The organism is Streptomyces phaeoluteigriseus, from assembly GCF_001896135.2.
Classification (GTDB): Bacteria; Actinomycetota; Actinomycetes; order Streptomycetales; family Streptomycetaceae; genus Streptomyces; species Streptomyces phaeoluteigriseus.
On the sequence record NZ_MPOH02000009.1, the window covers coordinates 438,731 to 461,321 of the forward strand.

Sequence of the window (22,591 nt, forward strand, 5' to 3'; positions counted from 1 at the left end):
ACGTGACCGCATCCACGCCGCCCGCCCCGCCGTTCCGCGATCCGCGTCTGCCGTTCGCGAAGCGCATCGACGATCTGCTGTCGCGACTGACCCTCCAGGAGAAGATCTCCTTCCTGCACCAGTTCGCCCCCGCCGTGGAACGGCTCGGCGTCGGTGCCTTCCGCACCGGTCAGGAGGCGCTGCACGGAGTGGCGTGGATGGGCCCGGCGACGGTGTTCCCGCAGGCCGTGGGGCTGGGCGCGACCTGGAACCCGGAGCTGGTGCGGCGGGTCGGAGAGGCGGTGTCCAAGGAGGTGCGCGCGATGCGCGCCCGCGACGACCGGATCGGCCTCAACGTCTGGGCGCCCACGGTCAACCTGCTGCGCCACCCCCTGTGGGGCCGCAACGAGGAGGGCTACTCGGAGGACCCGAAGCTCACCTCCGCCATCGCCACCGCCTATACGCACGGTCTGCGCGGCGACCATCCGACCTACTGGCGGACGGCTCCGGTCCTCAAGCACTGGCTGGCCCACAACAACGAGACGGGCCGTGACGTCACCTCGTCCTCGGTGCGGCCGCGTGTGCTGCACGAGTACGACCTGCGCGCCTTCCGCGAGACCGTCGAGGCGGGCGCGGTGGCCGGGGTGATGCCGGCGTACAACCTGGTCAACGGGCGCCCCAACCACGTGTCGCCGTATCTGCGCGAGCAACTGCGGGCCTGGACCGAGGAGGAGCTGCTGGTCTGCTCGGACGCGGGGGCGCCCTCCAACCTGGTCGACTCCGAGCACTACTTCGACACCCACGAGGAGGCGACGGCTGCCTCGCTGACCGCCGGCGTGGACAGCTTCACCGACCACGGCACGGACGGCTCGAAGATCGTCGCGCGGGTGACGGGGGCGTACGAGCGGGGTCTGCTGGCCGAGGCGGACATCGACGCGGCGGTCCGCCGCCAGCTCTCGGTGCGGTTCCGGCTGGGCGAGTTCGATCCGCGTCACGACCCCTACGCGGGCACCGGCGAGTTCGACACCCCGGCCCACCGTGCCCTCGCGCGGGAGGCCGCCGAGCAGGCGGTGGTGCTGCTGCGCAACGACGGGGTGCTGCCGCTGGCCGCGGACGCCCGGATCGCGGTGGTCGGCCTGCTCGCCGACGAGTGCAAGCTCGACTGGTACAGCGGCACCCTGATCCACCGGTCCACTCCGCTGGAGGGGCTGTACGAGCGGTTCGGCGCGGAGCGCGTGGAGTTCGCGGAGGGCGTGGACCGGGTCCTGCTGCGGACCGCCGCCGGAACGTTTCTCAAGGTGCGACCGGCCCCCGGGGCCACCGATGAGGTGCGCGGCGCCGAGGGCGCCCTGGACCCGGCGCTGCTCGCCGGCCGCACCGACCTCCCGGCGCTCACCGCCGACCCCGACGGCACCGAGTTCGCGCTGGTCGACTGGGGCGGGGACGTGCTCACCCTGCGCGCCCCCGACGGCCGCTACCTCTCGGTCGCCGAGGACGGCTTCCTGCGCGCCTCCGCGGACCAGCCCGGCGGCTGGGTCGTGCAGGAGACGTTCCGCCTCGAACCCCACGGCGACGGTCACCTCCTGCGGCATCTCGGCACGGGTCGCCACGTCTGTGTCGCCGCCGACGGCGTGAAGGTTGCCGACGAGCACTCCGCGACGGAGGCGGAGGTGTTCCGCCTCGTCGTCACCGAGCGCGGCGAGGAGGCGGTGACGCGGGCGGCGGCGCGGGCGGACGTGGTCGTGGTGGTGGCGGGCAACGACCCGCACATCAACGGCCGCGAGACCGAGGACCGTACGACCCTGCGGCTGCCCGGCCGGCAGGAGGAACTGCTCGAGGCGGCCCGCGCCGCGAATCCGCGCACGGTGCTGGCGCTGGTGTCGGCGTACCCGTACGCGATCGAGCCGGGGCGGCTGTCCGCGGTGCTGTGGACGGCGCACGGCGGTCAGGCCGCGGGCACCGCCCTGGCGCGGGTCCTGGCCGGTGACGTGTCCCCGGCGGGCCGGCTGCCGCAGACCTGGTACGCCGACGACGCGGACCTGCCCGACCTGCTGGACTACGACGTGATCGGCGCCCGCCAGACATATCTGTACTTCGAGGGCACTCCCCTGTTCCCGTTCGGGCACGGCCTGTCGTACGCGTCGTTCGCGTACGCCGATCTGGCGGTGCGGGTCGCGGAGGGCTCGGTGCGGGTCTCCTTCACGGTGACCAACACCGGGGAGGTGACCGCCGACGAGGTCGCCCAGCTCTACTCGCGGGCGGTGGACCCCTCGGTCACCCGTCCCCGGCGCGAACTGCTGGCCCACCACCGGGTCACGCTGGCCCCCGGCGCGCGGACGGCACTGTCCTTCGAGGTCCCCCTGTCCGCCTTCGCGTTCTGGGACGTGGCGCGGGGCGACTGGCGCCGCGAGCCGGGACCGTACGAACTGCTGGTGGGCGCGTCCAGCGAGGACGTCCGGCTGCGTACGACGGTGACCCTGGACGGCGAGCGGGCCGCCCCCCGTCCGGTCCTGCGCGACGGACTGGCCGCCGTCGACTTCGACGAGCAGAGCGGCGCGGAGATCGTGGACCGGACGAAGGTGGCGGGTGACGCGGTGACGCCCGCGGCGGACGGCACCGCCGAACTGCTCTACCGGGCCTGCGACTTCGGCACGGGTGTCACGCGCGTGAGCGTGCAGGTGGCGGGCGGGGGCACGGTGGAGGTCTGCCTGGCCGACGGCCCGGCGCTGGCGACCCTCACCCCGGGCACGCCCACGCCGGGGCCGTACGCCTACACCCAGCTCGACGCCCCCTTCGGCGCCGAGGGCGTCCAGGATCTGCGTCTCAGGCTGCGCGGCCCGCTGCGGCTCGCGCTCGTCGGCTTCTCCGGCTGAGGGTACGGACACGGCCGGCACGAGGAAGGGGCCCGGCACCGGAAGGCATCGGTGCCGGGCCCCTTCCGGGACGACGAGCTCGCGTCCCGAGCGAGACTAGCTGAACACGGTTCCCATTAGCCAGAGGGCCTCGGGGTCCGTTTCACAGGGCGAGTCCGGTGAGGACCAGCACACGCTCGTAGGTGTAGTCGTCCATCGCGAACCGCACGCCCTCGCGGCCCACACCGGACTGCTTGGCTCCGCCGTACGGCATCTGGTCGGCGCGGTAGGAGGGCACGTCGCCGATGATCACGCCGCCGACCTCCAGCGCCCGGTGGGCGCGGAAGGCGGCCTGGATGTCATGGGTGAAAACGCCCGCCTGGAGGCCGTACTTGGAGTCGTTGACGGCGGCGAAGGCCTCGGCCTCGCCGTCCACCCTGCGCACGGTGAGGACCGGCCCGAAGACCTCCTCGCAGGAGAGGGTGGCGCTCGCCGGTACGTCGGTGAGGACGGTCGGCGCGTACGAGGCGCCGTCGCGCTTGCCTCCGGCGAGGAGCGTGGCGCCCGCGGAGACCGCCTCGTCGACCCACGACTCGACGCGCCTGGCGGCGTCCTCGCTGACCAGCGGTCCGACATCGGTCCTGTCGTCGGACGGGTCACCGGTGACCTGGGCCTCGACGGCGGCGACGATGCGCGGCAGCAGCCGGTCGTAGACGGAGGCGTCGGCGATGACCCGCTGCACGGAGATGCAGGACTGGCCGCCCTGGTAGTTGGAGAAGGTGGCGATGCGGGTCGCGGCCCAGTCGAGGTCGGCGTCGCTCGCGAAGTCGGCGAGGACGACGGCCGCGCCGTTGCCGCCCAGCTCCAGGGTGCAGTGCTTGCGCGGCACCGAGTCCATGATCGCGTAGCCGACCTTCTCGGAACCCGTGAAGGAGATCACCGGCAGCCGCTCGTCCTGGACGAGGGCGGGCATGCGGTCGTTGGAGACCGGCAGGATGCTCCACGAACCGGCCGGCAGCTCGGTCTCGGCGAGCAGTTCGCCGATGATCAGGCCGGAGAGCGGGGTGGCCGGGGCGGGCTTCAGGATGATCGGCGCACCCGCCGCGATCGCCGGGGCGATCTTGTGGGCGCACAGGTTCAGCGGGAAGTTGAACGGCGCGATGCCGAGCACGACGCCCTTCGGGAAGCGCCGGGTCAGGGCCAGGCGGCCCTGACCGCCGGCGTCGGTGTCGAGCCGCTGGGCCTCACCGCCGTTGAACCGGCGGGCCTCCTCGGCGGCGAACCGGAACACGGACACGGCCCGGCCGACCTCGCCGCGCGCCCACTTGATCGGCTTGCCGTTCTCGGCGGAGATCAGCTGGGCGATCTCCTCGGTGCGCTCGACGAGCCGCTTGCTGACGTGGTCGAGGGCGGCGGCACGGACGTGCGCCGGGGTGGCGGCGAACTCGTCCCGCACGGCGTACGCGGCGGCCACGGCCTCCTCGACCTGCGCGTCGCTCGGCACGCCGACCGTGCCGACGAGACGGCCGTCCCACGGGGAGGTGACGTCGAAGCTGTCCTCGCCGGTGACCTGGCGGCCGGCGAGCCAGAAGGCGTGGGTGGCCCCCGCGTTCTTTTCCTGGGGCATGAGAGAGTCCCGGCCCTTCCGCGTAGTGGGTGTGCTGGCTTTTCCTGCTCCACGGTAGGGGCGCGGCGGCGGAGGGGCGTTTGTCCGAGTCGTAGTGGTGGGGGCGGGGGGTGCGCCGCTTTGGCGGAGTCGGCCACGGCACGGCACCCTGCTCACCGCGGATCCGGGCCCCGCACACGTGCCCCAGCGCGGCACCCGGCCCACCGCGGATCCGGGCCCCGCACAGGACCGGCGCCGACCGCTCGCGCCGACCACTCCCACGCGGAACGCGGCAGGAACAACCGCCACGCCCGCGGCTCCGCCCCCGGAGACGGGCTCGGCTGTGCCCGCAGCGCAGCCGAACACTCGTGTGGCTACCACTCCCCGCGGAACGCGGCAGCGACAACCGCGACGCCCGCAGCTCCGCCGTGCCCGAAAACCCGCTCGGCTGCGCCACGGACCCCCGCCGAAGACTCCCCCGCCCACCACTCCCACACGGAACGCAGCAGCGCCCACCGCAGCACCCGCAGCACCACCGCGCCCGAAAACCCCCTCAGCGGTCCGATCGACCGCCACCGAACACTCCCCCACCAACCACTCCCACGCCGAACCCGGCAGGAACAACCGCCGCACCCGCGGCTCCGCCCCCGGAGACCGGCTCGGCGGTGCCCGCAGCTCAGCCGCTCGGAGACCGGCTCGCGGACGGCGCCCGTGCCGCGACCGCTCCGCGGGTCCGACGGCGGTAAGAGCGCCGTCGGGGCCATGAGCCGCGAGCCGCAGCGCTGTCAGCCCAGGGGACGCCCCATGCACCGAGCCGGCGCGAGCCGCAGCGCTGTCGGCCGGGGGGACGCCCCATGCGCCGGACCGGCGCGAGCCACAGCGCTGTCGGGCCTGCACCACGCCACCGTGCGGAGCGCCCGGGCCGTCGGCCGGGTGACGCCGTCGGCGCGGACGGCTACCGCGCGACCCTCCGCAGGAACAGCCACAGCGCCCCCAGCAGCATCGCGCCCAGGCACCAGCTCGCCACCACGTCGAGCGGCCAGTGGTAGCCCCGCCGTACGAGCCCGAAGGAGACGGCCGCGACCAGCACGAGCGCCGTGGCGACGGCCGTGCGGCGGGCGGGCGGGGAGACCAGCCAGGGCAGCAGGACCAGTACCGCCGCGCCGTAGGCCACGGCCGCCGTCGCGGTGTGGCCGGACGGGTAGTAACCGGTCGCCGGCGGCACGGCGGGCGTCCCCGGCCGGTCCGTCCACTCCTTCAGGGGTACGACGATCAGCGGCACCATCACCATCAGCGCGAGCCCGGCGACGGACGGCAGCCACCACCGCGGCACGCCCGCCGACCGTGCCCGCCGGGCGGTGTACCCGGCGATCAGTACCAGCACGGGCACCGCGACCTGCACATTGCCCAGGTCGGCCATCAGCTCGGCGGCCCGGCCGGGTTGGACGAGGGCCCGGCTCAGGCGCTCGTCCAGCTCCAGCAGGGGCCCTTCGACGGCGACCTGCCAGGTGAACAGGGTGAAGAGGAGCGCGGGGAGGCCGAGCAGGAGCGCGCCCCGGGCGGGGCGTCCGGGGGCTGGGGGCGCCGAGGCGGCACCCTCGGACGCCGGGTGGGAGCGGGTCGACATGGCCCCCAGCTTGTCAGGAACCGCTGTGCTCCAGGATCGCGGCGGCCAGCGGTGCGTGCACCGCGGGCGGCAGGGCGTGTCCCATGCCGGGGATCTCCACCAGGCGGGCGCCACGGATCACCTGGGCGAGGTGCTGCGGGTGCGGCGGCGGGAAGACCGGCTCGGCCGGGGCGGCGATCACCAGGGTGGGGACCTCGTTGCGGGCGAGCTGCCGGGTGCGGTCCATGCCGAAGACGTCGGCCCGGCCGTGCGCGGTGTTGGTGCGGTGATGCCCGGTGTGCTCGATGATCCCGCGCTCCGAGGCACGGGTGTACGCGGCGTCGAAGGGGAGGGCGTCACCGCTCAGCGCCCGCCAGTGCTCCACCCTGCGGTCCAGCTCGGCCTCCAGGTCCAGGTCGGGCGGCACGGGCCGGGCCCACAGCTCCAGCACCCGCGGGTCGATCCCGGGCAGCTCCTCGACGGGCACCTCCACACCGTCCGGCCGTACGTACGGCGTGGAGCTGAGCGCCTGGGTGCCCATCAGGGTCGCGGTGCGCAGCCGGTCGGGGTGGTCGGCGAGCAGCAGTTGGGTGAGCATGCCGCCGAGGGAGAGGCCGACGACATGGGCCCGGTCGACACCGAGGGCGTCGAGGACCGTCACGGCGTCGGCCGCGAGCGCGGTGATCGGGTACGGCTGCTCGTCGAACGCCCACGTGGAGCGGCCGGTGTCACGGTGGTCGTAGCGGATGACGCGGTGGCGGGCGGCGAGGAGGTCCACGAACGGGTCGGGCCAGCCGACCCCGCTGGCCTGGGCGCCCATGATCAGCAGGAGCGGGGGCGCGTCCGCGGGACCGCGCTCCTCCACCCAGAGGCGGATGCCGGGGGCTGCGTCGACGTGGCGGTGCATGGGGGCCTCCAGCGGACGGGCGGCGGACGGGGCTCGAAGAAGCCGCGAGGCCGAGAGTGCGAGACGAGACGTATCGTATCGCTATTCCCTCAAAAAAGGGACCCCGGGGCGTGAACCGGGGTCCGCAGTCTCTGGCCTGTGTCCGAAAGGTCGGCGCCCGGGAGATCGGCGTCCGAGAAGGAGGTCGCCACCCCGGAACAGGGGGGGTGGTTCCGGGGTGGCCGTCCGGATCGGAATGTCGCGCGCCCCGGGGGGTTTGGGGCGAGCGACCGTCCGATCGGTGAGGAGATCCGAAGCCGAGGGCTCCGGTTGTGTGCGCGAGGCACGACCAGGTCGAAGCTGGGGAGGCCCCGGCCTGGGTTCGCCCACAGTCCCCTGTGAGCGGGGTGTATCTCTCATCTGGGTAGAACCTACGGCAGTGACTCCAGGGACGACAGGCGGATCTCCCTCCCGCCATCCACCTCGCACACCTTCTTCACACGCTCTGCCCGGCCCGCGATTCCGTGGCTCGCGGACCGGACGCACAGGTCCCGCTCAGACGCGGGCGAAAGCCTGCTCGATGATGTCCAGACCCTCGTCGAGCAGGTCCTCACCGATGACCAGCGGCGGCAGGAAGCGCAGCACGTTGCCGTAGGTGCCACAGGTCAGGACCAGCAGGCCCTCCTGGTGGCAGGCCTTGGCGAGCGCGGCGGTCGCCTCCGGGTTCGGCTCCTTGGTCGTACGGTCCTTGACCAGCTCGATGGCGATCATCGCGCCGCGGCCACGCACGTCACCGATGATGTCGAACTTGTCCTGCATCGCGGTCAGCCGGGCCTTCATCGTGGCCTCGATCGCCTTCGCCTTCCCGTTGAGGTCCAGCTCCTTCATCGTCTCGATGGAGCCGAGCGCGCCGGCGCAGGCGACCGGGTTGCCGCCGTAGGTGCCGCCGAGGCCGCCCGCGTGCGCGGCGTCCATGATCTCGGCGCGGCCGGTGACGGCGGCGAGCGGCAGCCCGCCCGCGATGCCCTTGGCGGTGGTGATCAGGTCCGGGACGATGCCCTCGTCCTCGCAGGCGAACCACTGGCCGGTGCGGCAGAAGCCGGACTGGATCTCGTCCGCGACGAAGACGATGCCGTTGGCGGCGGCGAACTCGCTGATCGCGGGCAGGAAGCCCTTGGCCGGCTCGATGAAACCGCCCTCGCCGAGCACCGGCTCGATGATGATCGCGGCCACGTTGTCGGCGCCGACCTGCTTGGAGATCTGGTCGATGGCCTGGGCGGCGGCCTCCGGGCCGGCGTTCTCGGCCCCGGTCGGCCAGCGGTAGCCGTAGGCCACCGGCACCCGGTAGACCTCGGGCGCGAACGGACCGAAGCCGTTCTTGTAGGGCATGTTCTTCGACGTCAGCGCCATCGTCAGGTTCGTCCGGCCGTGGTAGCCGTGGTCGAAGACGACGACCGCCTGGCGCTTGGTGTACGCGCGGGCGATCTTGACGGCGTTCTCGACGGCCTCCGCACCGCTGTTGAACAGCGCGGACTTCTTGGCGTGGTCACCCGGGGTCAGCTCGGCGAGCGCCTCGGCGACCTCCACGTAGCCCTCGTACGGGGTGACCATGAAACAGGTGTGGGTGAAGTCGGCGAGCTGCGCGGCGGCCCGGCGTACGACGGCCTCGGCGGAGGCGCCGACGCTGGTCACCGCGATTCCGGAGCCGAAGTCGATCAGCCGGTTGCCGTCGACGTCCTCGATGATGCCGCCGCCCGCTCGCGCGGTGAACACCGGCAGCACAGAGCCCACGCCCTGCGCGACCGCGGCGACGCGGCGGGCCTGAAGCTCCTGCGACTTCGGGCCGGGGATGGCGGTGACGACGCGGCGCTCCTGCGGAAGTGCGGTCATGGGGGGCTCCCTGATGATCTTGCGTACCGGGCGTACCGGGGTGCGTTTTACGGACGCACAGGTTCTTTTCTCGCAGGCTAGGGCGGGGAAGGGGGTGCGGGCATGCTCCATGTGGGCGTTGTCGGCGGCGCCGGTTGTCCGTCGTGGACATAGCCACTCGGAGGGTCCGCCGCCGGGACCCGGCCGCGTGAGCGGTGAACTCCCCTTGCGGGGGCGTTAGATTGACTCGGCGATGGTGGACGGAGCGGCTGGTCAGGGGGCAAGGGCGATGGACAGCGACGGGACGCAGGACGCGCGGGGCGCGCAGGCGGATCCTGTGCCGCGACCGGCGGTGCCGCCGGAGCGCGCCGCGACGCCGCCCGCCGGTGTGCCGGCGCCGCCCACGGTGCCGCCCCGGCCGGGCGACGCACCGCCGCTGCCTGCCGGTACGCCGTCGGTGCCGCCCGGTATGCCGTCCGTGCCTGCCAGTACGCCGTCCGTGCCCGCCGCTACGCCGTCCGTGCCGCGTGCCGGGGGGCCGGGTGCCCCGGTCTCCTCCGCGGTGGCCCCCTCGGCCGTGGCCGCCTGGCTGAACGAGCCCCGTGCGACGGCCGGGCCGGGCATCTGGCGGTTCGGGTACCGGCTGCCGAAGGCCGCGCGGGCGTCGGAGCGGCTCGCGCCGGTCACCGTCGTCGGCCTGCTCATCCCGTTCGTGGTGGCGCTGGTGCTGTGGTCGCTGTGGCGCCGCGGGAGCCTGCCGTACCAGTTCGCGCCGCTGCGACTGTTCACGCCGGACGACTGGTGGTGGGGCGGCACGATCGCCTCCCCGAAGAACATGGAGGGCGCCGAGGCCCGCGTGGTCTACGACGGCGTCTTCTTCGCCGTCCTCGTGTTCGCCATGGGGCGGCTGGGCGCCTGGCCCGACGCCGTACGCCACTTCGTCGGCCGTCGGCCGCAGCCCGCGCGGGCACTGCTCGGGCTGCTGGGCGCCCTGGTCGCGCTGAGCTTCGTGTTCCCGACCGCCTTCCCGGGGGTGGGCTGGGACGCCCTGCCCGTCATCGACCCCCTGTTCTCCCTGATCGCGCTGATCGCCGGCAGCTACGAGCTGTTCGCCTCCCGGCTGTTCACCAACGCGCTGTACACCGTGATCACCCTGCTCGTCGTCTGGCCGTTCGCACTGGTCGGCGGCTGGTGGCCGTATCTGAGGGAACGGCTCGCCGCCCGGCGTGCGGCGGCCGACCCCGCGACGCCCGCCCCCGTGGAGCGCCCGCGCGCCGAGTGGCCCGAGCTGCGCGACGCCGGGCAGCACGAGGCGGCCGACGTGCTGACCGCCGAGGTCGCGGCCGGACGCATCAACGACGTGGACTGCGCGCGCGTCGTGCGCGCGTGGACGTCCGCCGGCCGGACTTCCGGGAGACCGTGCTGCGCCAGGCCGGGGCCGCCTGGACGCACCCCTCCGGCTCCCGCGACCTGCCCCGCCGCACCGGCCGCCACGACCTGCTCGCGCGCCAGGTCCGCATCGGGCGGTGGGTGGCCGGCGAACGTGCCCCCGCCGCCTATCACGACGCGGGCGCCGCGCTCGGCCCGGACGTGCTGGGCACCTCGCTGCTCGCGGTCGGGCCGTCCGGCTCGGGCAAGACGCGCACCCTGGTGGAGCCGGTCACCGAGGCACTGGCCCTCCAGGCGCTCACCGGGGCGTGCGCGCTCGTCGCGGTCTCCTCGGCCGGGAGCCCGCTCGGCTCCGACTCCGCCTTCGACGTGATCGTCCGGATCGGCGACCCCTCGTCGGTGCACGACCTCGATCCGTACGCCGGGTGCGACGACCCCGACGAGGCCGCCGCCGTCCTCGCCGAGGCGCTGGTGGGCGACCTCGACACGGTGAACGCGCAGGGCGCGGCCACCGCCCTCGCCCAGCTCCTCGGCCCCTACCGGGCCGTGCACGGCCGCTTCCCGCCGCTGCCGGTCCTGCGCGAGCTGCTGGAGGGCGAGCCGACGGCGCTGTCCGCGCTGCGCGAGGCGGTGGCCGGTGACGAGGTCATGCGCCGTGAGCTGGACGCGCGCGTCCGGCAGGCGGGTGCGCCGGGTGATCCGGGCCGCGCCCTCGCCGACCGCCTGGCCCTGCTGAACCGGCCGGCCTTCGCCGACTTCCTCGGCGGGGACGGCGGGCCGCAGAGCGGCGCGCACCGGGCGTTCTCGCTGCGCTCCGTCGCCCACCACCCGCTGCGGGTGCGCGTCGACCTGCCGGAGCGCGGCCACGAGGAGGCCGGCCGGCTGATCACCCGGCTCGTCCTCGCCCAGTTCCACACGGTCGTACGGGAGGCGGGGCGCGGTCACTTCGCCGCCCTGGTCCTGGACGACGCGACGGGCGCGGTCACCGCCGGCTCGGTGCGCCGGATCCAGCGGCTGCGCTCGCAGAACGCGGGCGTGCTGCTGTCGCTGCGCACGGTCGCCGACGTCCCGGAGGCCCTGCACGGTCCGCTGTACGGGGCCGTCGGCTGCCGGATGGCGTTCTCCGGGATCACCACCTGGGACGGCAGCCGGTTCGCGCAGACCTGGGGCACCGAGTGGGTGGAGACGACGGAGGTCGCCAAGCACACGGTCTTCGCCGACCAGCCGATGACCCGCGCCCTGCACGCCCTGCGCAAGCTGGTCACCGGCAAGGCGGTCACCACGGACGCGGTGACCGTGCGCCAGGTGGAACGGGAGCGGTGGTCGGCGTCCCAGCTGGCGCACGAGGTGCCGCCGGGGCACGCGGTGCTGTCCCTGACCACCGTCCAGGGTGAGCACGCGCCGCCGCTGCTGGTGGATCTGCGCGGCTGAGGCGGCCCGGCGACCCCTACAGTGAGGCAGAATCGGCATAGGCCCTTCATACGAAGCGGCCAAAAGATCATCCACCTGATCGCCCGGCGTCCGCCTCAGACCTGAAGGTCCCATGCCCCCCACGCTCGCCTCGCTCGTCCACCACTCCGCACTGAAGCTGACCGTGCGGGCGGGCGGGGACCGTCTGGACGTGCCGGTGCGCTGGGCGCACGTCAGCGAACTCGCCGACCCCGTGCCGTACATGGAGGGCGGGGAGCTGCTGCTGATCACCGCGCTGAAGCTGGACGCGGAGGACCCCGGGGCGATGCGGCGCTATGTGAAGCGGCTGGCCGGGGCCGGGGTGGTGGGGCTCGGCTTCGCCGTGGGCGTCAACTACGAGGAGATCCCGAAGGCCCTCGTGGACGCGGCCGAGGAGGAGGGCCTGCCCCTGCTGGAGGTGCCCCGCCGCACGCCGTTCCTCGCCATCAGCAAGGAGGTGTCGGCGGCGATCGCGGCCGACCAGTACCGGGCGGTGACGGCGGGTTTCGCGGCCCAGCGCGAGCTGACCCGGCAGGCGTTGACGGACGGCCCCGAGGGCCTGCTCGCCGCGCTCGCCTCCCAGGTCGACGGCTGGGCCGCGCTCTACGACGCCTCGGGCGCCGTCGTCGCCGCCGCGCCGGAGTGGGCGGAGCGGCGGGCCGCGCGGCTCACCGCGGACGTGGAGCGGCTGCGGGAGCGTCCGGTACCGGCCTCGGCGGTGGTCGGCGGGCCGGAGCACTCCGACCACGACGACCGGGTCGAGCTGCACTCGCTGGGCACCGGGCGCCGCCCGCGGGCCGCCCTCGCGGTCGGCACGGCGTCGGCCCCCGGCACGGCGGAGCGCTACGCCGTCCACTCGGCGATCGCCCTGCTGACCCTCACCACCGAACGCTCCCGCTCCCTCCAGGCGGCGGAACAGCGCATCGGTGTGGCGGTGCTGCGCATGATGCTGGCGGGCGAACCGGACCACGCGCGGGCCGTCGCCGGTGAGCTGTACGGCGGTCTGCTGGACGCCCCGTTCCGGGTGCTGGTGGCCGAGCCGGCGTCCGCGCGGGGCCACGCCGACGCGTCCTCGCACGCGCGCGTGCCCGGATCCGCCGACCGGGCCGAGGATCCCCTGGGCGCACTGGCCGAGGTCGTGGAGTCGGCGGCGGCCAGGTCCGGGGAGACGGTGCTGGTGGTGCCCGAGGGCGAGCGGCTGGTGGCGCTCGCCGTCGACGGGGGCGCGGCTGCCGCGGCCGTCGCCTCGTACGCGGCCGCGCTGGAGGACGCGCGGGCGTCCGGGGCCGAGGGCGAGGAGGACGAACTGGTCGTCGGCCTGTCCGGGCCGGCCGGTCCGATCGCCGCGGCGGCCGCGTACAAGCAGGCCGAGCAGGCGCTGTCGGTGGCGCGGCGGAGGGGCCGGGTCCTCGTGGAGCACGAGCAGCTCGCGGCGGGCTCGGTGCTGCCGCTCCTCGCGGACGACGCGGTGAAGGCCTTCGCGGACGGTCTGCTGAGGGCCCTGCACGAGCACGACGCGACGGGCCGGGGCGATCTGGTGGCCTCCCTGCGCGCCTGGCTCTCCCGCCACGGCCAGTGGGACGCCGCGGCGGCCGACCTCGGCGTCCACCGGCACACCCTGCGCTACCGCATGCGCCGCGTCGAGGAGATCCTGGGCCGCTCCCTGGACGACCCGGACGTACGGATGGAGCTGTGGCTGGCGCTGAAGGCGACGGCACCGGAGTAGCCGCCGGGCAGCGGGGAGCGCCGCGTCGCCGCATGGGCGGCCGTCGTCGGTGACGGGTGCCGTATGGGCGGCCGACGTCGGTGACGGGTCGCCCCCGGCAGAGCCGGGGTCACTGTCCCGGCCGGGGCAGGTGGCCGGGGTCGGTGGCGCCGTGGACGGGCGGGTCAGCCGGCCGCTCCCCCGGCGGGGCCCGCCACCGCCTCGTGCATGGCCAGTTCGAGGAGGGCCGGGTCGGTCAGCGTGCCGGAGCCGTCCGGCGGGACCAGCCAGCGGACGGCGCCGGTCGAGCGGCCCGGATGGGGCACGACGATCCAGGTGCCGGGCCCTGCCGTGCGGATGCCGGTGCCGACCCAGCGGGCGGCCGTGCCGGGTGGCACGAGAAACCCCATCCGGTTGTCCCCGAAGTCGGCCAGTACGGGTCCGGGCCGGCCGAGGATGCGGGTGAGGACGTCAAGGGTGGGGTAGCCGAGTTCGCCCGGCAGGATGAGCACGTCCCAGGCCCTGCCCGCGGGCAGGAGCGCGACCCCGAGGGGGTTGCGCTCCCATTCCCAGCGGCAGGCCGCGGGATCCGGTGCGACGGATGCCAGCCATTCGACGGCTGTCTTCGCCCCAGCCATGTGGGACCTCCCTGTGTCTCGTCGACGCGTGCGCGTCACCAGGGAGAGGGAGGTTTCCGGCGGGCATTACGCGGGTTCGGCATCCTCGTCGGAGTGAACCGGCTCACTCCGGCACCGGACCGCCGGCCGCCGAGGCGTCGGTCGTCGTCGCGGCGTCAGCTGTCGAAGCCCAGCCCGAGCCGGTCCATCGCCCGCAGCCACAGGTTGCGGCGCCCGTCGTGCGCGTCCGCCCGCGCCAGCGACCACTTGGTGAGGGCGATGCCGGTCCAGGCGAAGGGCTCCGGCGGGAAGGGCAGCGGCTTCCTGCGGACCATCTCCAGCGAGGTCAGCTCGGTGGGCTCGCCGGCCAGCAGGTCGAGCATCACCTCGGCGCCGAACCGGGTCGCGCCCACCCCGAGCCCCGTGTACCCGGCGGCATAGGCCACCTTCCCCCGGTGGGCCGTGCCGAAGAAGGCCGAGAAGCGCGAGCAGGTGTCGATGGCGCCGCCCCACGCGTGCGTGAAGCGCACCCCCTCCAGCTGGGGGAAGCAGGTGAAGAAGTGCTCGGCGAGCTTGGCGTACGTCTCAGGCCGGTCGTCGTACTCGGCGCGCACCCGGCCGCCGTACGGGTAGATCGCGTCGTAGCCACCCCACAGGACTCGGTTGTCGGCGGAGAGCCGGAAGTAGTGGAACTGGTTCGCGCTGTCGCCGAGGCCCTGCCGGTTCTTCCAGCCGATCGCGTCGAGCTGTCCGGCGCTCAGCGGTTCCGTCATCAGCGCGTAGTCGTAGACCGGCACGGTGTAGGCGCGGACCCGCTTGACCAGGTTGGGGAAGACGTTCGTGCCGAGCGCGACCTGCCGCGCGCGGACCTGCCCGTACGGGGTGCCCACGGCCATCCCCGTGCCGTGCGGCTTCAGCGTCAGCGCGGGGGTGTGCTCGTGGACGCGGACGCCGAGGCGCAGGCACGCCTGCTTCAGGCCCCACGCGAGTTTCGCCGGGTGGAGCATGGCCACGCCCCGGCGGTCGTACAGACCCGCCTGGAAGGTGGGCGAGTCGACCTGTTCGCGGACCGCTTCGCCGTCGAGGAACTCGATGCCCTCGGCGAGGCCCTTGGCGTCGATCTCCTCGTACCAGTCGCGCAGTTCGCGTGCCTGGTAGGGCTCGGTCGCCACGTCGATCTCGCCGGTGCGCTCGAAGTCGCAGTCGATGCCGTACCGGGCGATCGCCGCCTCGATCCCGTCGAGGTTGCGCGCGCCCAGTTCCTCCAGCCGGTGGATCTCGTCCGGCCAGCGGGTCAGCCCGTTGGCGAGTCCGTGGGTGAGGGAGGCCGCGCAGAAGCCCCCGTTGCGGCCCGAGGCGGCCCAGCCCACCTCGCGGCCCTCCAGCAGCACCACGTCCCGCTGCGGCTCGCGCTCCTTGGCGATCAGCGCTGTCCACAGTCCGCTGTACCCGCCGCCCACGACCAGCAGGTCGCAGGTCGTGGCGGCGGTGAGCGCGGGCTCGGGGTGGGGCTTTCCCGGATCCTCCAGCCAGTAGGGAACCGGCTGCGCATCCGCGAGCGATGTCGTCCAGTGATTGTCTCTGCCACGGCTCATGGCGCTTGGGGCCATGATTCCAACTCCCTACAGGGCTTACGCCTTTTGCTTGTTACGGCGGTTGTTGACGACCATCGAGGTCAGGACGATCAGGACGGCGACGAGGAACATGGCCGTACCGATGACGTTGATCTGGACGGGCGTTCCGCGCTGTGCCGAGCCCCAGACGAACATGGGGAAGGTCACGGTGGAGCCCGCGTTGAAATTGGTGATGATGAAATCGTCGAAGGAGAGCGCGAAGGCGAGCAGCGCGCCCGCGGCGATTCCCGGTGCGGCGATCGGCAGGGTGACCCGCCAGAAGGTCTGGAGCGGGCCGGCGTAGAGGTCCTGGGCCGCCTGTTCCAGCCTCGGGTCCATCGACATGACGCGTGCCTTCACGGCCGTCACGACGAAGCTGAGGCAGAACATGATGTGGGCGATGAGGATCGTCCAGAAACCCAGCTGCGCGCCCATGTTCAGGAACAGCGTGAGCAGCGAGGCCGCCATGACGACCTCGGGCATGGCCATGGGCAGGAAGATCAGCGAGCTGACGGCGCCCCGCGCGCGGAAGCGGTAGCGGACCAGCGCGAAGGCGATCATCGTGCCGAGCGCGGTCGCGCCGAGCGTCGCCCAGAACGCGATCTGGAGGCTGAGCGACAGTGAGCCGCACAGCCCGGAGACCCCGCACGGGTCCTTCCAGGCGTCGGCGGAGAACTGCTGCCACTCGTAGTTGAAGCGCCCCTTCGGTTCGTTGAAGGAGAACACCGTGACGACGATGTTGGGCAGCAGCAGATAGGCGAGCGTCAGAAGCCCCGCGATGACGACGAATTTCCTCTTGAACCAGTTGACGAGAGGCATTCAGACCAGATCCTCCGTCCCGGACCTGCGGATGTAGAAGGTGACCATGAAAAGGATCGCGGCCATGAGGATGAAGGAGAGCGCCGCGGCCGTCGGGTAGTCCAGCACCCGCAGGAACTGCGTCTGGATGACGTTGCCGATCATGCGGGTGTCGGTGGAGCCGAGGAGTTCGGCGTTGACGTAGTCGCCGGACGCCGGGATGAAGGTCAGCAGCGTGCCGGAGACCACGCCCGGCATCGACAGCGGGAAGGTGACCTTGCGGAAGGTGGTGACGGGCCTGGCGTACAGGTCGCCGGCCGCCTCGTGCAGCCGTCCGTCGATGCGCTCCAGCGAGGTGTAGAGCGGAAGGATCATGAACGGCAGGAAGTTGTACGTCAGGCCGCAGACCACCGCCAGCGGCGTGGCCAGCACCCGGTCCCCCGCGGTCCAGCCGAGCCAGCTCGTCACGTCCAGCACGTGGAGCGTGTTGAGGGCACCGACGACGGGCCCGCCGTCCGACAGGATCGTCTTCCAGGCGAGGGTGCGGATCAGGAAGCTGGTGAAGAACGGCGCGATCACCAGGACCATGATCAGGTTCCGCCAGCGGCCCGCGCGGAAGGCGATCAGGTAGGCGAGCGGATAGCCCAGCACCAGGCACAGGATCGTCGCGGCGGCGGCGTAGAGGACCGAGCGCAGGAACTGCGGCCAGTAGTCGCTCAGCGCGTCCCAGTAGGTCGCGAAGTGCCAGGTGACCTTGTAGCCCTCTTCGAGGGAGCCGGTCTGCACGGACGTGGAGGCCTGGTAGATCATCGGCAGCGCGAAGAACACCAGCAGCCAGAGCATGCCGGGCAGCAGCAGCCAGTAGGGCGTCCAGCGGCCCCGCCTGCGGGGCGGCCCGGTCTCCGGGGCGGTCGGGACGAGGGGCGGTGGCGCCTCCGTGAGGGTCGCCATCAGAGCGCCGCCTCTTCGTCCAGGCCGGCGTCGATGGCCTGTTCGGCGTCGAAGCCGAAGGTGTGGGCGGGGCTCCAGTGCAGGACGACCTCGGCGCCGGGGGCCAGCCGGGTGTCGCGGTCGACGTTCTGGACGTAGACCTCGAACTCGGGGCAGACGGCGCTGTCGACGACGTACTGCGTGGAGACGCCGATGAACGACGTGGCGGCGATCGTGCCGGTGATGCGGTTGCGGCCCTCCGGGATCCCGCCGGCGTCGTCGGCGTGGGTGAGGGAGATCTTCTCCGGGCGGATGCCGACGAGCACCTTGCCGCCGGTCGTCGTCGGCGCCGCGCAGCGGGCTTCCGGCAGTACGAGCTTGCCGCCGCCGGCCCTCAGCACGACGTCCTCGCCGCTCCTGGAGTCGACCTCGGCCTCGATGAGGTTGGAGGTGCCGAGGAAGTTCGCGACGAAGGTGCTGCGCGGGTTCTCGTACAGGTCGGCGGGCGAGCCGAGCTGCTCGACGCGGCCCGCGTTCATCACGGCGACCGTGTCGGCCATGGTCATGGCCTCCTCCTGGTCGTGCGTGACGTGCACGAAGGTGATGCCGACCTCGGTCTGGATGCGCTTGAGCTCCAGCTGCATCTGGCGGCGCAGCTTGAGGTCGAGGGCGCCGAGGGGTTCGTCGAGGAGGAGCACCCTGGGGTGGTTGATCAGGGCGCGGGCCACGGCGACGCGCTGCTGCTGGCCGCCGGAGAGCTGGTGCGGCTTCTTGCGGGCCTGCTCGCCGAGCTGGACGAGGTCCAGCATGTCCCCGACCTGCTTCTTCACGCTCTTGATGCCGCGTCGGCGCAGGCCGAAGGCGACGTTCTCGAAGATGTCGAGGTGCGGGAAGAGGGCGTAGGACTGGAAGACGGTGTTCACGGGCCGCTTGTAGGGCGGGAGGGCCGTGACGTCCTGGTCGCCGAGGTGGACGGTCCCGGACGTGGGCTCCTCCAGGCCGGCGATCATGCGCAGGGTGGTGGTCTTGCCGCAGCCCGAGGCGCCGAGCAGGGCGAAGAAGGAGCCCTGCGGGACGGTCAGGTCGAGCGGGTGGACGGCGGTGAAGGAGCCGTAGGTCTTGCTGATCCCGGAGAGGCGGACATCGCCGCCGGCGTCGGTCGTCGTCTTCATCTCGTCACGCCCCAGTGAGCTTCGCGAACTGCGCTTCATAGGCCGTCTCTTCCTCGGCGCTCAGTGAGCGGAAGGCGTGGGACTTGGCCTGCATGGCCTTGTCGGGGATGATCAGCGGGTTGTTCGCCGCATCCTCGTCGATCTTCGCCAGCTCGTCCTTCACTCCGTCGACGGGACAGACGTAGTTGATGTAGGCGGCGAGTTCGGCGGCCGGCCGGGGCTCGTAGTAGTAGTCGATGAGCCGCTCGGCGTTCGTCTTGTGACGGGCCTTGTTGGGGATCAGCATGTTGTCGCTGGACGTCAGGTATCCGCTGTCCGGGATCAGGAAGTCGATGTCCGGGCTGTCCGCCTTGAGCTGGACGACGTCACCGGCCCAGGCGATGCAGGCCGCGAAGTCGCCGCTGGTGATGTCCGACGTGTAGTCGTTGCCGGTGAAGCGGCGGATCTGCCCGCTGTCGACGCCCTTCTGGAGGCGGGCGATCGCCGCCGCGTAGTCGTCGTCCGTGAACTTCCCGGGGTCCTTGCCCATGTCCAGCAGTGTCATGCCGATGCTGTCGCGCATCTCGGTGAGGAACCCGACGCGGCCCTTGAGTTTGGGGTTGTCGAGCAGGTCGGAGACCGACTTCACCTCGACGCCGTCGAGCGCCTTCTTGTTGTAGGCGATGACCGTGGAGATGCCCTGCCAGGGGTAGGAGTACGCCCGCCCGGGGTCCCAGTCGGGGCTGCGGAACTGGCCCGACAGGTTGGCGTACGCGTGCGGCAGGTTGGACGGGTCCAGTTTCTGGACCCAGCCCAGGCGGATGAGGCGGGCGGCGAGCCAGTCGGTGAGGACGACGAGGTCGCGCCCGGTCTCCTGGCCCGCGGCGAGCTGCGGCTTGATCTTGCCGAAGAACTCGTTGTTGTCGTTGATGTCCTCGGTGTACTTGACCTTGATGCCGGTCCGCTCCGTGAACGTGTCGAGGGTCGGGTGGTGCTTGCCCGCCTCGTCGACGTCCATGTACTCGGTCCAGTTGGAGAAGCTGACGGTCTTCTCCTTCGCCGAGTGGTCCTCGGCGGACGTGCCGCCCTCGGTCTTGCCGGCCGCGGGGATCCCGCAGGCGCTCAGCGCCCCGAGGCCGCCCAGTGTCAGGGCGCCGCCCGCCGAGGCGCGCAGCAGCGACCTGCGGGTCATGGCTGCCCTGCCGTTGCGGAGACTGCGCCGCATGGCGGCCGCTTGGGGCGGGGTCAGGCGGTCTGGCTCGTACTGCTCCATGCGCGTGGTGCCCTTTCGGGAGGATTCGGCCCGGTCGGCGGCCGGAATTCGTGACTAACGGTCCCCGAAGACGGTGCGGTGCCAGTCCTTGCGGACCACCGCGGTGTTGTCGAACATGACGTGCTTGATCTGGGTGTACTCCTCGAACGAGTAGGCGGACATGTCCTTGCCGAAGCCGGACGCCTTGTATCCGCCGTGAGGCATCTCGCTGATGATCGGGATGTGGTCGTTGACCCACACGCATCCGGCCTTGATCTCGCGTGTCGCCCGGTTCGCCCGGTAGACGTCCCGGCTCCACGCGGAGGCGGCCAGCCCGTACGGCGTGTCGTTGGCGAGCGCGATGCCCTCGTCGTCGCTGTCGAAGGGGAGGACGACGAGGACCGGCCCGAAGATCTCGGACTGGACGATCTCGCTGTCCTGCCCGGCGTCCGCGACCAGGGTGGGCGGATAGTACGCGCCGTTCGCGAGATCCCCCTGAGGGGCCTCGCCGCCTGTCACCACGCGCGCGTAGGCACGCGCCCGGTCGACGAAGGCGGCGACCCGGTCGCGCTGGACGTGCGAGATCAGCGGCCCGAGGTCGGTGCCCGGGGCGAAGGGGTCCCCGAGCCGGACGGTCTCCATGAGGGCGGCCGTCCTCTCGACGAACGCCTCGTAGAGGGGCAGCTGCACATAGGCGCGCGTGGCCGCCGTGCAGTCCTGCCCGGTGTTGATGAGCGAGCCGGCGACCGCGCCCTGCACGGCGGCGTCCAGGTCGGCGTCGTCGAAGACGACGAAGGGCGCCTTGCCGCCCAGCTCCAGGTGCAGGCGCTTCACGGTGGCGGTGGCGATCTCCGCGACCCGCCTACCCACGGCGGTGGACCCGGTGAAGGAGGTCATGACGACGTCGGGATGGCCGACGAGGTGCTCGCCCGCTTCCCGCCCGGTCCCGGTGACGACGTTGATCACGCCGTCGGGGATGCCCGCGTCGGTGGCCGCCTGGGCGAAGAGGAGCGAGGTGAGGGGGGTGAGTTCGGCGGGCTTGAGCACGATCGTGTTGCCCGCGGCGATCGCCGGGAGGATCTTCCAGGCGGCCATCTGGAGGGGGTAGTTCCAGGGGGCGACGGAGCCGACGACGCCGATCGGTTCGCGCCGTACGTACGAGGTGTGGTCGCCGGAGTACTCCCCGGCCGACTGGCCCTGGAGGTGCCGGGCGGCCCCCGCGAAGAAGGCGGTGTTGTCGATGGTGCCGGGGACGTCGAACTCGCGGGTCAGCTTCAGCGGCTTGCCGCACTGGAGCGACTCGGCACGGGCGAAGTCCTCGGCGCGTTCGGCGAGGACGGCGGCGAAACGGTGCAGGGCGTCGGAGCGCTCGCCGGGGGTGGCGGCCGCCCACGCCGGGAAGGCGGCACGGGCGGCGGCGACGGCCGCGTCGACGTCGTCCGCCCCGGCGAGTTCGTAGGTGAGGACCTCTTCCCCGGTGGCCGGGTCGATCACGGCGTGCGTCCGCCCGGACGTGCCCTTGCGCAGGCGGCCCGCGATGTACTGCGCGCCGTCCGCGAAACGTGCCTGTGCGGGAAACCGGCCGACTCGGTCCGGGGTGGCGCTAGCCGGGTTCTGCATGTCGCTCTCCTCCGCCTTCGCCCCCCTGTCCACGGGGGTGGGTGGCGTAGCTCCAGCCTGATTTGAGTGCCGATCCTGACAGAGCAATGGGACTCCAACAAGTGATTCCGTTGTTGCCTTTTGGTTACGCGACGGAATCTGTCGACCAGGTGTCGAGTCGGCGAGGAAAAGGACAGACGCACTGTCCGTGGTGCGTGCCACAGTGGAATGCATGGAGAAGATCGATTCCCGGGAAGCCCTGCTCAGGGAGGTCCGGTCGGGAGCCCGCATCAGGTATCTGCACTTCTGGGGCCACCGCCCGCGGCCCGACGGAGAGATCGGACCGAGTTGCCTGAGCCAGTGGTGGCCGTCCCCTTTCACCGTGGACGGCGTGGAGTACGCGACGGCCGAGCACTGGATGATGGCGGGCAAGGCACGCCTGTTCGGTGACGCGGAGGCGGAGCGCCGGGCGCTGGCCGCCGGTCACCCCTCCGAGGCGAAGAAGGCCGGGCGTCTGGTGCGCGGCTTCGACGAGACGGCTGGGGGCGCGAGCGGTTCCGGATCGTGGTGGAGGGCAGCGTCCACAAGTTCGGCGCGGATCCGGCGCTGCGGCGGTACCTCCTGGGCACGGGCGAGCGCGTGCTGGTGGAGGCGAGCCCGGTCGACCGCGTCTGGGGCATCGGCCTCACCGCGGACGACGACGCGGCGACGGACCCGGAGCGCTGGAGAGGCCCCAACCTGCTGGGCTTCGCGCTGATGGAGGCCAGGCGGACGCTGCGGGCCGGGTGAGGGACGCTGCGGGCCGGGTGAGGGAGCCGGGGGAGGGCCGCCCCTACGGCGCCACCATGATCAGCACGGCAAGGCCCGTGCCGAGGAGGATCCCGACGGTCCCGCAGATGACGCCGGCCAGGGCCTGACCCGGGTTGGACGCCTCGCCCCGGTTGGCCTTGCTCCGGCCGATCAGTCCGAAGATGAGGGCGAGGACGCCGGTGATGATCGCGACCGGCCACAGGCAGAAGCCCACGGCGGCGACGATGCCGAGGACCATGGCCGCCATCCCCATGCCGTTGCTCGGGCCGGGCTGCGGGGCGGCCCACCCGTAGTAGCCGGGGACGCCGCCGTAACCGGGGGTGCCGCCGTGGCCGGGGACGCCGCCGTAACCGGGCCCGCCCGGGAAGCCGTAGCCGCCGGGGTAGCCGTACGGCACGTGACCGGGACCGTCGGGGGAGATCGGCGGCGGCGGGACGCCCCGTCGGCGGGTGGGGCGAAGGGGGCGGGGCCGGACGCCGT

Annotated in this window: 14 protein-coding genes and 3 pseudogenes; 4 read left to right on the forward strand and 13 right to left on the reverse strand. The window is 72.6% G+C overall.

All coding sequences use genetic code 11. From position 1 onward, the window contains the following. The first annotated feature begins 2 nt into the window (after positions 1–2). Positions 3–2,852 (forward strand): glycoside hydrolase family 3 C-terminal domain-containing protein, encoded by a 2,850-nt coding sequence (locus BM536_RS09650; protein WP_073494111.1) that lies wholly within the window; start codon positions 3–5, stop codon positions 2,850–2,852. Positions 2,853–2,994: 142 nt separating this feature from the next. Here BM536_RS09650 and BM536_RS09655 read toward each other — a convergent pair whose 3' ends face one another. The 5 genes and pseudogenes from BM536_RS09655 to gabT all read right to left on the reverse strand — a co-directional run bounded on the left by BM536_RS09655 (position 2,995) and on the right by gabT (position 8,819). Next, positions 2,995–4,458, reverse strand: a complete 1,464-nt coding sequence (locus tag BM536_RS09655) for an aldehyde dehydrogenase family protein (RefSeq protein ID WP_094102808.1) — start codon at positions 4,456–4,458, stop codon at positions 2,995–2,997. 934 nt (positions 4,459–5,392) lie between these two features. After that, complete coding sequence (locus BM536_RS09660) at positions 5,393–6,064, reverse strand: phosphatase PAP2 family protein (protein ID WP_094102809.1); 672 nt, start codon at positions 6,062–6,064, stop codon at positions 5,393–5,395. Positions 6,065–6,077: 13 nt separating this feature from the next. Continuing rightward, positions 6,078–6,950, reverse strand: coding sequence for an alpha/beta fold hydrolase (locus tag BM536_RS09665; protein WP_073494113.1), 873 nt, complete (start codon positions 6,948–6,950; stop codon positions 6,078–6,080). Positions 6,951–7,128: 178 nt separating this feature from the next. Continuing rightward, positions 7,129–7,349: pseudogene (locus BM536_RS42660) on the reverse strand (phosphatase PAP2 family protein); the annotation flags it as partial. Between the two features lie 135 nt (positions 7,350–7,484). Next, on the reverse strand, positions 7,485–8,819 hold the full coding sequence (gene gabT, locus BM536_RS09675; protein ID WP_073494115.1) for a 4-aminobutyrate--2-oxoglutarate transaminase: 1,335 nt from the start codon (positions 8,817–8,819) through the stop codon (positions 7,485–7,487). Between the two features lie 268 nt (positions 8,820–9,087). On the opposite strand from gabT, the pseudogene BM536_RS09680 reads away from it, so the two are divergent. Beyond that, a pseudogene (locus BM536_RS09680) lies at positions 9,088–11,618 on the forward strand (ATP/GTP-binding protein). Positions 11,619–11,730: 112 nt separating this feature from the next. Beyond that, positions 11,731–13,362 (forward strand): PucR family transcriptional regulator, encoded by a 1,632-nt coding sequence (locus BM536_RS09685; RefSeq protein ID WP_094102810.1) that lies wholly within the window; start codon positions 11,731–11,733, stop codon positions 13,360–13,362. Between the two features lie 164 nt (positions 13,363–13,526). On the opposite strand, the gene BM536_RS09690 is transcribed toward BM536_RS09685, so the two are convergent. From BM536_RS09690 to BM536_RS09720, 7 genes are all read right to left on the reverse strand, one after another. Next, positions 13,527–13,979, reverse strand: coding sequence for a hypothetical protein (locus tag BM536_RS09690; RefSeq protein ID WP_073494117.1), 453 nt, complete (start codon positions 13,977–13,979; stop codon positions 13,527–13,529). A gap of 155 nt (positions 13,980–14,134) precedes the next feature. After that, positions 14,135–15,568, reverse strand: coding sequence for an NAD(P)/FAD-dependent oxidoreductase (locus tag BM536_RS09695; protein WP_073494119.1), 1,434 nt, complete (start codon positions 15,566–15,568; stop codon positions 14,135–14,137). A 21-nt stretch (positions 15,569–15,589) separates the two neighbouring features. Further along, complete coding sequence (locus BM536_RS09700; RefSeq protein WP_073494120.1) at positions 15,590–16,390, reverse strand: ABC transporter permease; 801 nt, start codon at positions 16,388–16,390, stop codon at positions 15,590–15,592. Beyond that, entirely contained in the window at positions 16,391–17,320 is a 930-nt protein-coding gene (locus BM536_RS09705) for an ABC transporter permease (protein ID WP_073494122.1), read from the reverse strand. It abuts the gene before it with no gap. Then, entirely contained in the window at positions 17,320–18,471 is a 1,152-nt protein-coding gene (locus tag BM536_RS09710) for an ABC transporter ATP-binding protein (protein ID WP_073494124.1), read from the reverse strand. The genes BM536_RS09705 and BM536_RS09710 overlap by 1 nt, the downstream gene beginning before the upstream one ends. A 4-nt stretch (positions 18,472–18,475) precedes the next feature. Further along, positions 18,476–19,723 (reverse strand): polyamine ABC transporter substrate-binding protein, encoded by a 1,248-nt coding sequence (locus BM536_RS09715; protein ID WP_073494125.1) that lies wholly within the window; start codon positions 19,721–19,723, stop codon positions 18,476–18,478. 54 nt (positions 19,724–19,777) lie between these two features. Next, positions 19,778–21,322, reverse strand: coding sequence for a gamma-aminobutyraldehyde dehydrogenase (locus BM536_RS09720; protein ID WP_094102811.1), 1,545 nt, complete (start codon positions 21,320–21,322; stop codon positions 19,778–19,780). Between the two features lie 211 nt (positions 21,323–21,533). Here BM536_RS09720 and BM536_RS09725 point away from each other — a divergent pair. Further along, a pseudogene (locus tag BM536_RS09725) lies at positions 21,534–22,090 on the forward strand (NADAR family protein). A 43-nt stretch (positions 22,091–22,133) separates the two neighbouring features. Here the strand turns inward: BM536_RS09725 and BM536_RS09730 are convergent. Beyond that, a partial coding sequence (locus tag BM536_RS09730) for a DUF4190 domain-containing protein (protein WP_245873350.1) occupies positions 22,134–22,591 on the reverse strand: 458 nt, incomplete at its 5' end.

What these genes read in the sequence shown, in the direction of transcription:
- BM536_RS09695 (WP_073494119.1), bottom strand. Translation starts at nt 15,568, where the DNA reads ATGGCCCCAAGCGCCATGAGCCGTGGCAGAGACAATCACTGGACGACA.
- BM536_RS09665 (WP_073494113.1), bottom strand. Translation starts at nt 6,950, where the DNA reads ATGCACCGCCACGTCGACGCAGCCCCCGGCATCCGCCTCTGGGTGGAG.
- BM536_RS09685 (WP_094102810.1), top strand. Translation starts at nt 11,731, where the DNA reads ATGCCCCCCACGCTCGCCTCGCTCGTCCACCACTCCGCACTGAAGCTG.
- gabT (WP_073494115.1), bottom strand. Translation starts at nt 8,819, where the DNA reads ATGACCGCACTTCCGCAGGAGCGCCGCGTCGTCACCGCCATCCCCGGC.
- BM536_RS09700 (WP_073494120.1), bottom strand. Translation starts at nt 16,390, where the DNA reads ATGCCTCTCGTCAACTGGTTCAAGAGGAAATTCGTCGTCATCGCGGGG.
- BM536_RS09720 (WP_094102811.1), bottom strand. Translation starts at nt 21,322, where the DNA reads ATGCAGAACCCGGCTAGCGCCACCCCGGACCGAGTCGGCCGGTTTCCC.
- BM536_RS09655 (WP_094102808.1), bottom strand. Translation starts at nt 4,458, where the DNA reads ATGCCCCAGGAAAAGAACGCGGGGGCCACCCACGCCTTCTGGCTCGCC.
- BM536_RS09705 (WP_073494122.1), bottom strand. Translation starts at nt 17,320, where the DNA reads ATGGCGACCCTCACGGAGGCGCCACCGCCCCTCGTCCCGACCGCCCCG.
- BM536_RS09715 (WP_073494125.1), bottom strand. Translation starts at nt 19,723, where the DNA reads ATGGAGCAGTACGAGCCAGACCGCCTGACCCCGCCCCAAGCGGCCGCC.
- BM536_RS09690 (WP_073494117.1), bottom strand. Translation starts at nt 13,979, where the DNA reads ATGGCTGGGGCGAAGACAGCCGTCGAATGGCTGGCATCCGTCGCACCG.
- BM536_RS09660 (WP_094102809.1), bottom strand. Translation starts at nt 6,064, where the DNA reads ATGTCGACCCGCTCCCACCCGGCGTCCGAGGGTGCCGCCTCGGCGCCC.
- BM536_RS09710 (WP_073494124.1), bottom strand. Translation starts at nt 18,471, where the DNA reads ATGAAGACGACGACCGACGCCGGCGGCGATGTCCGCCTCTCCGGGATC.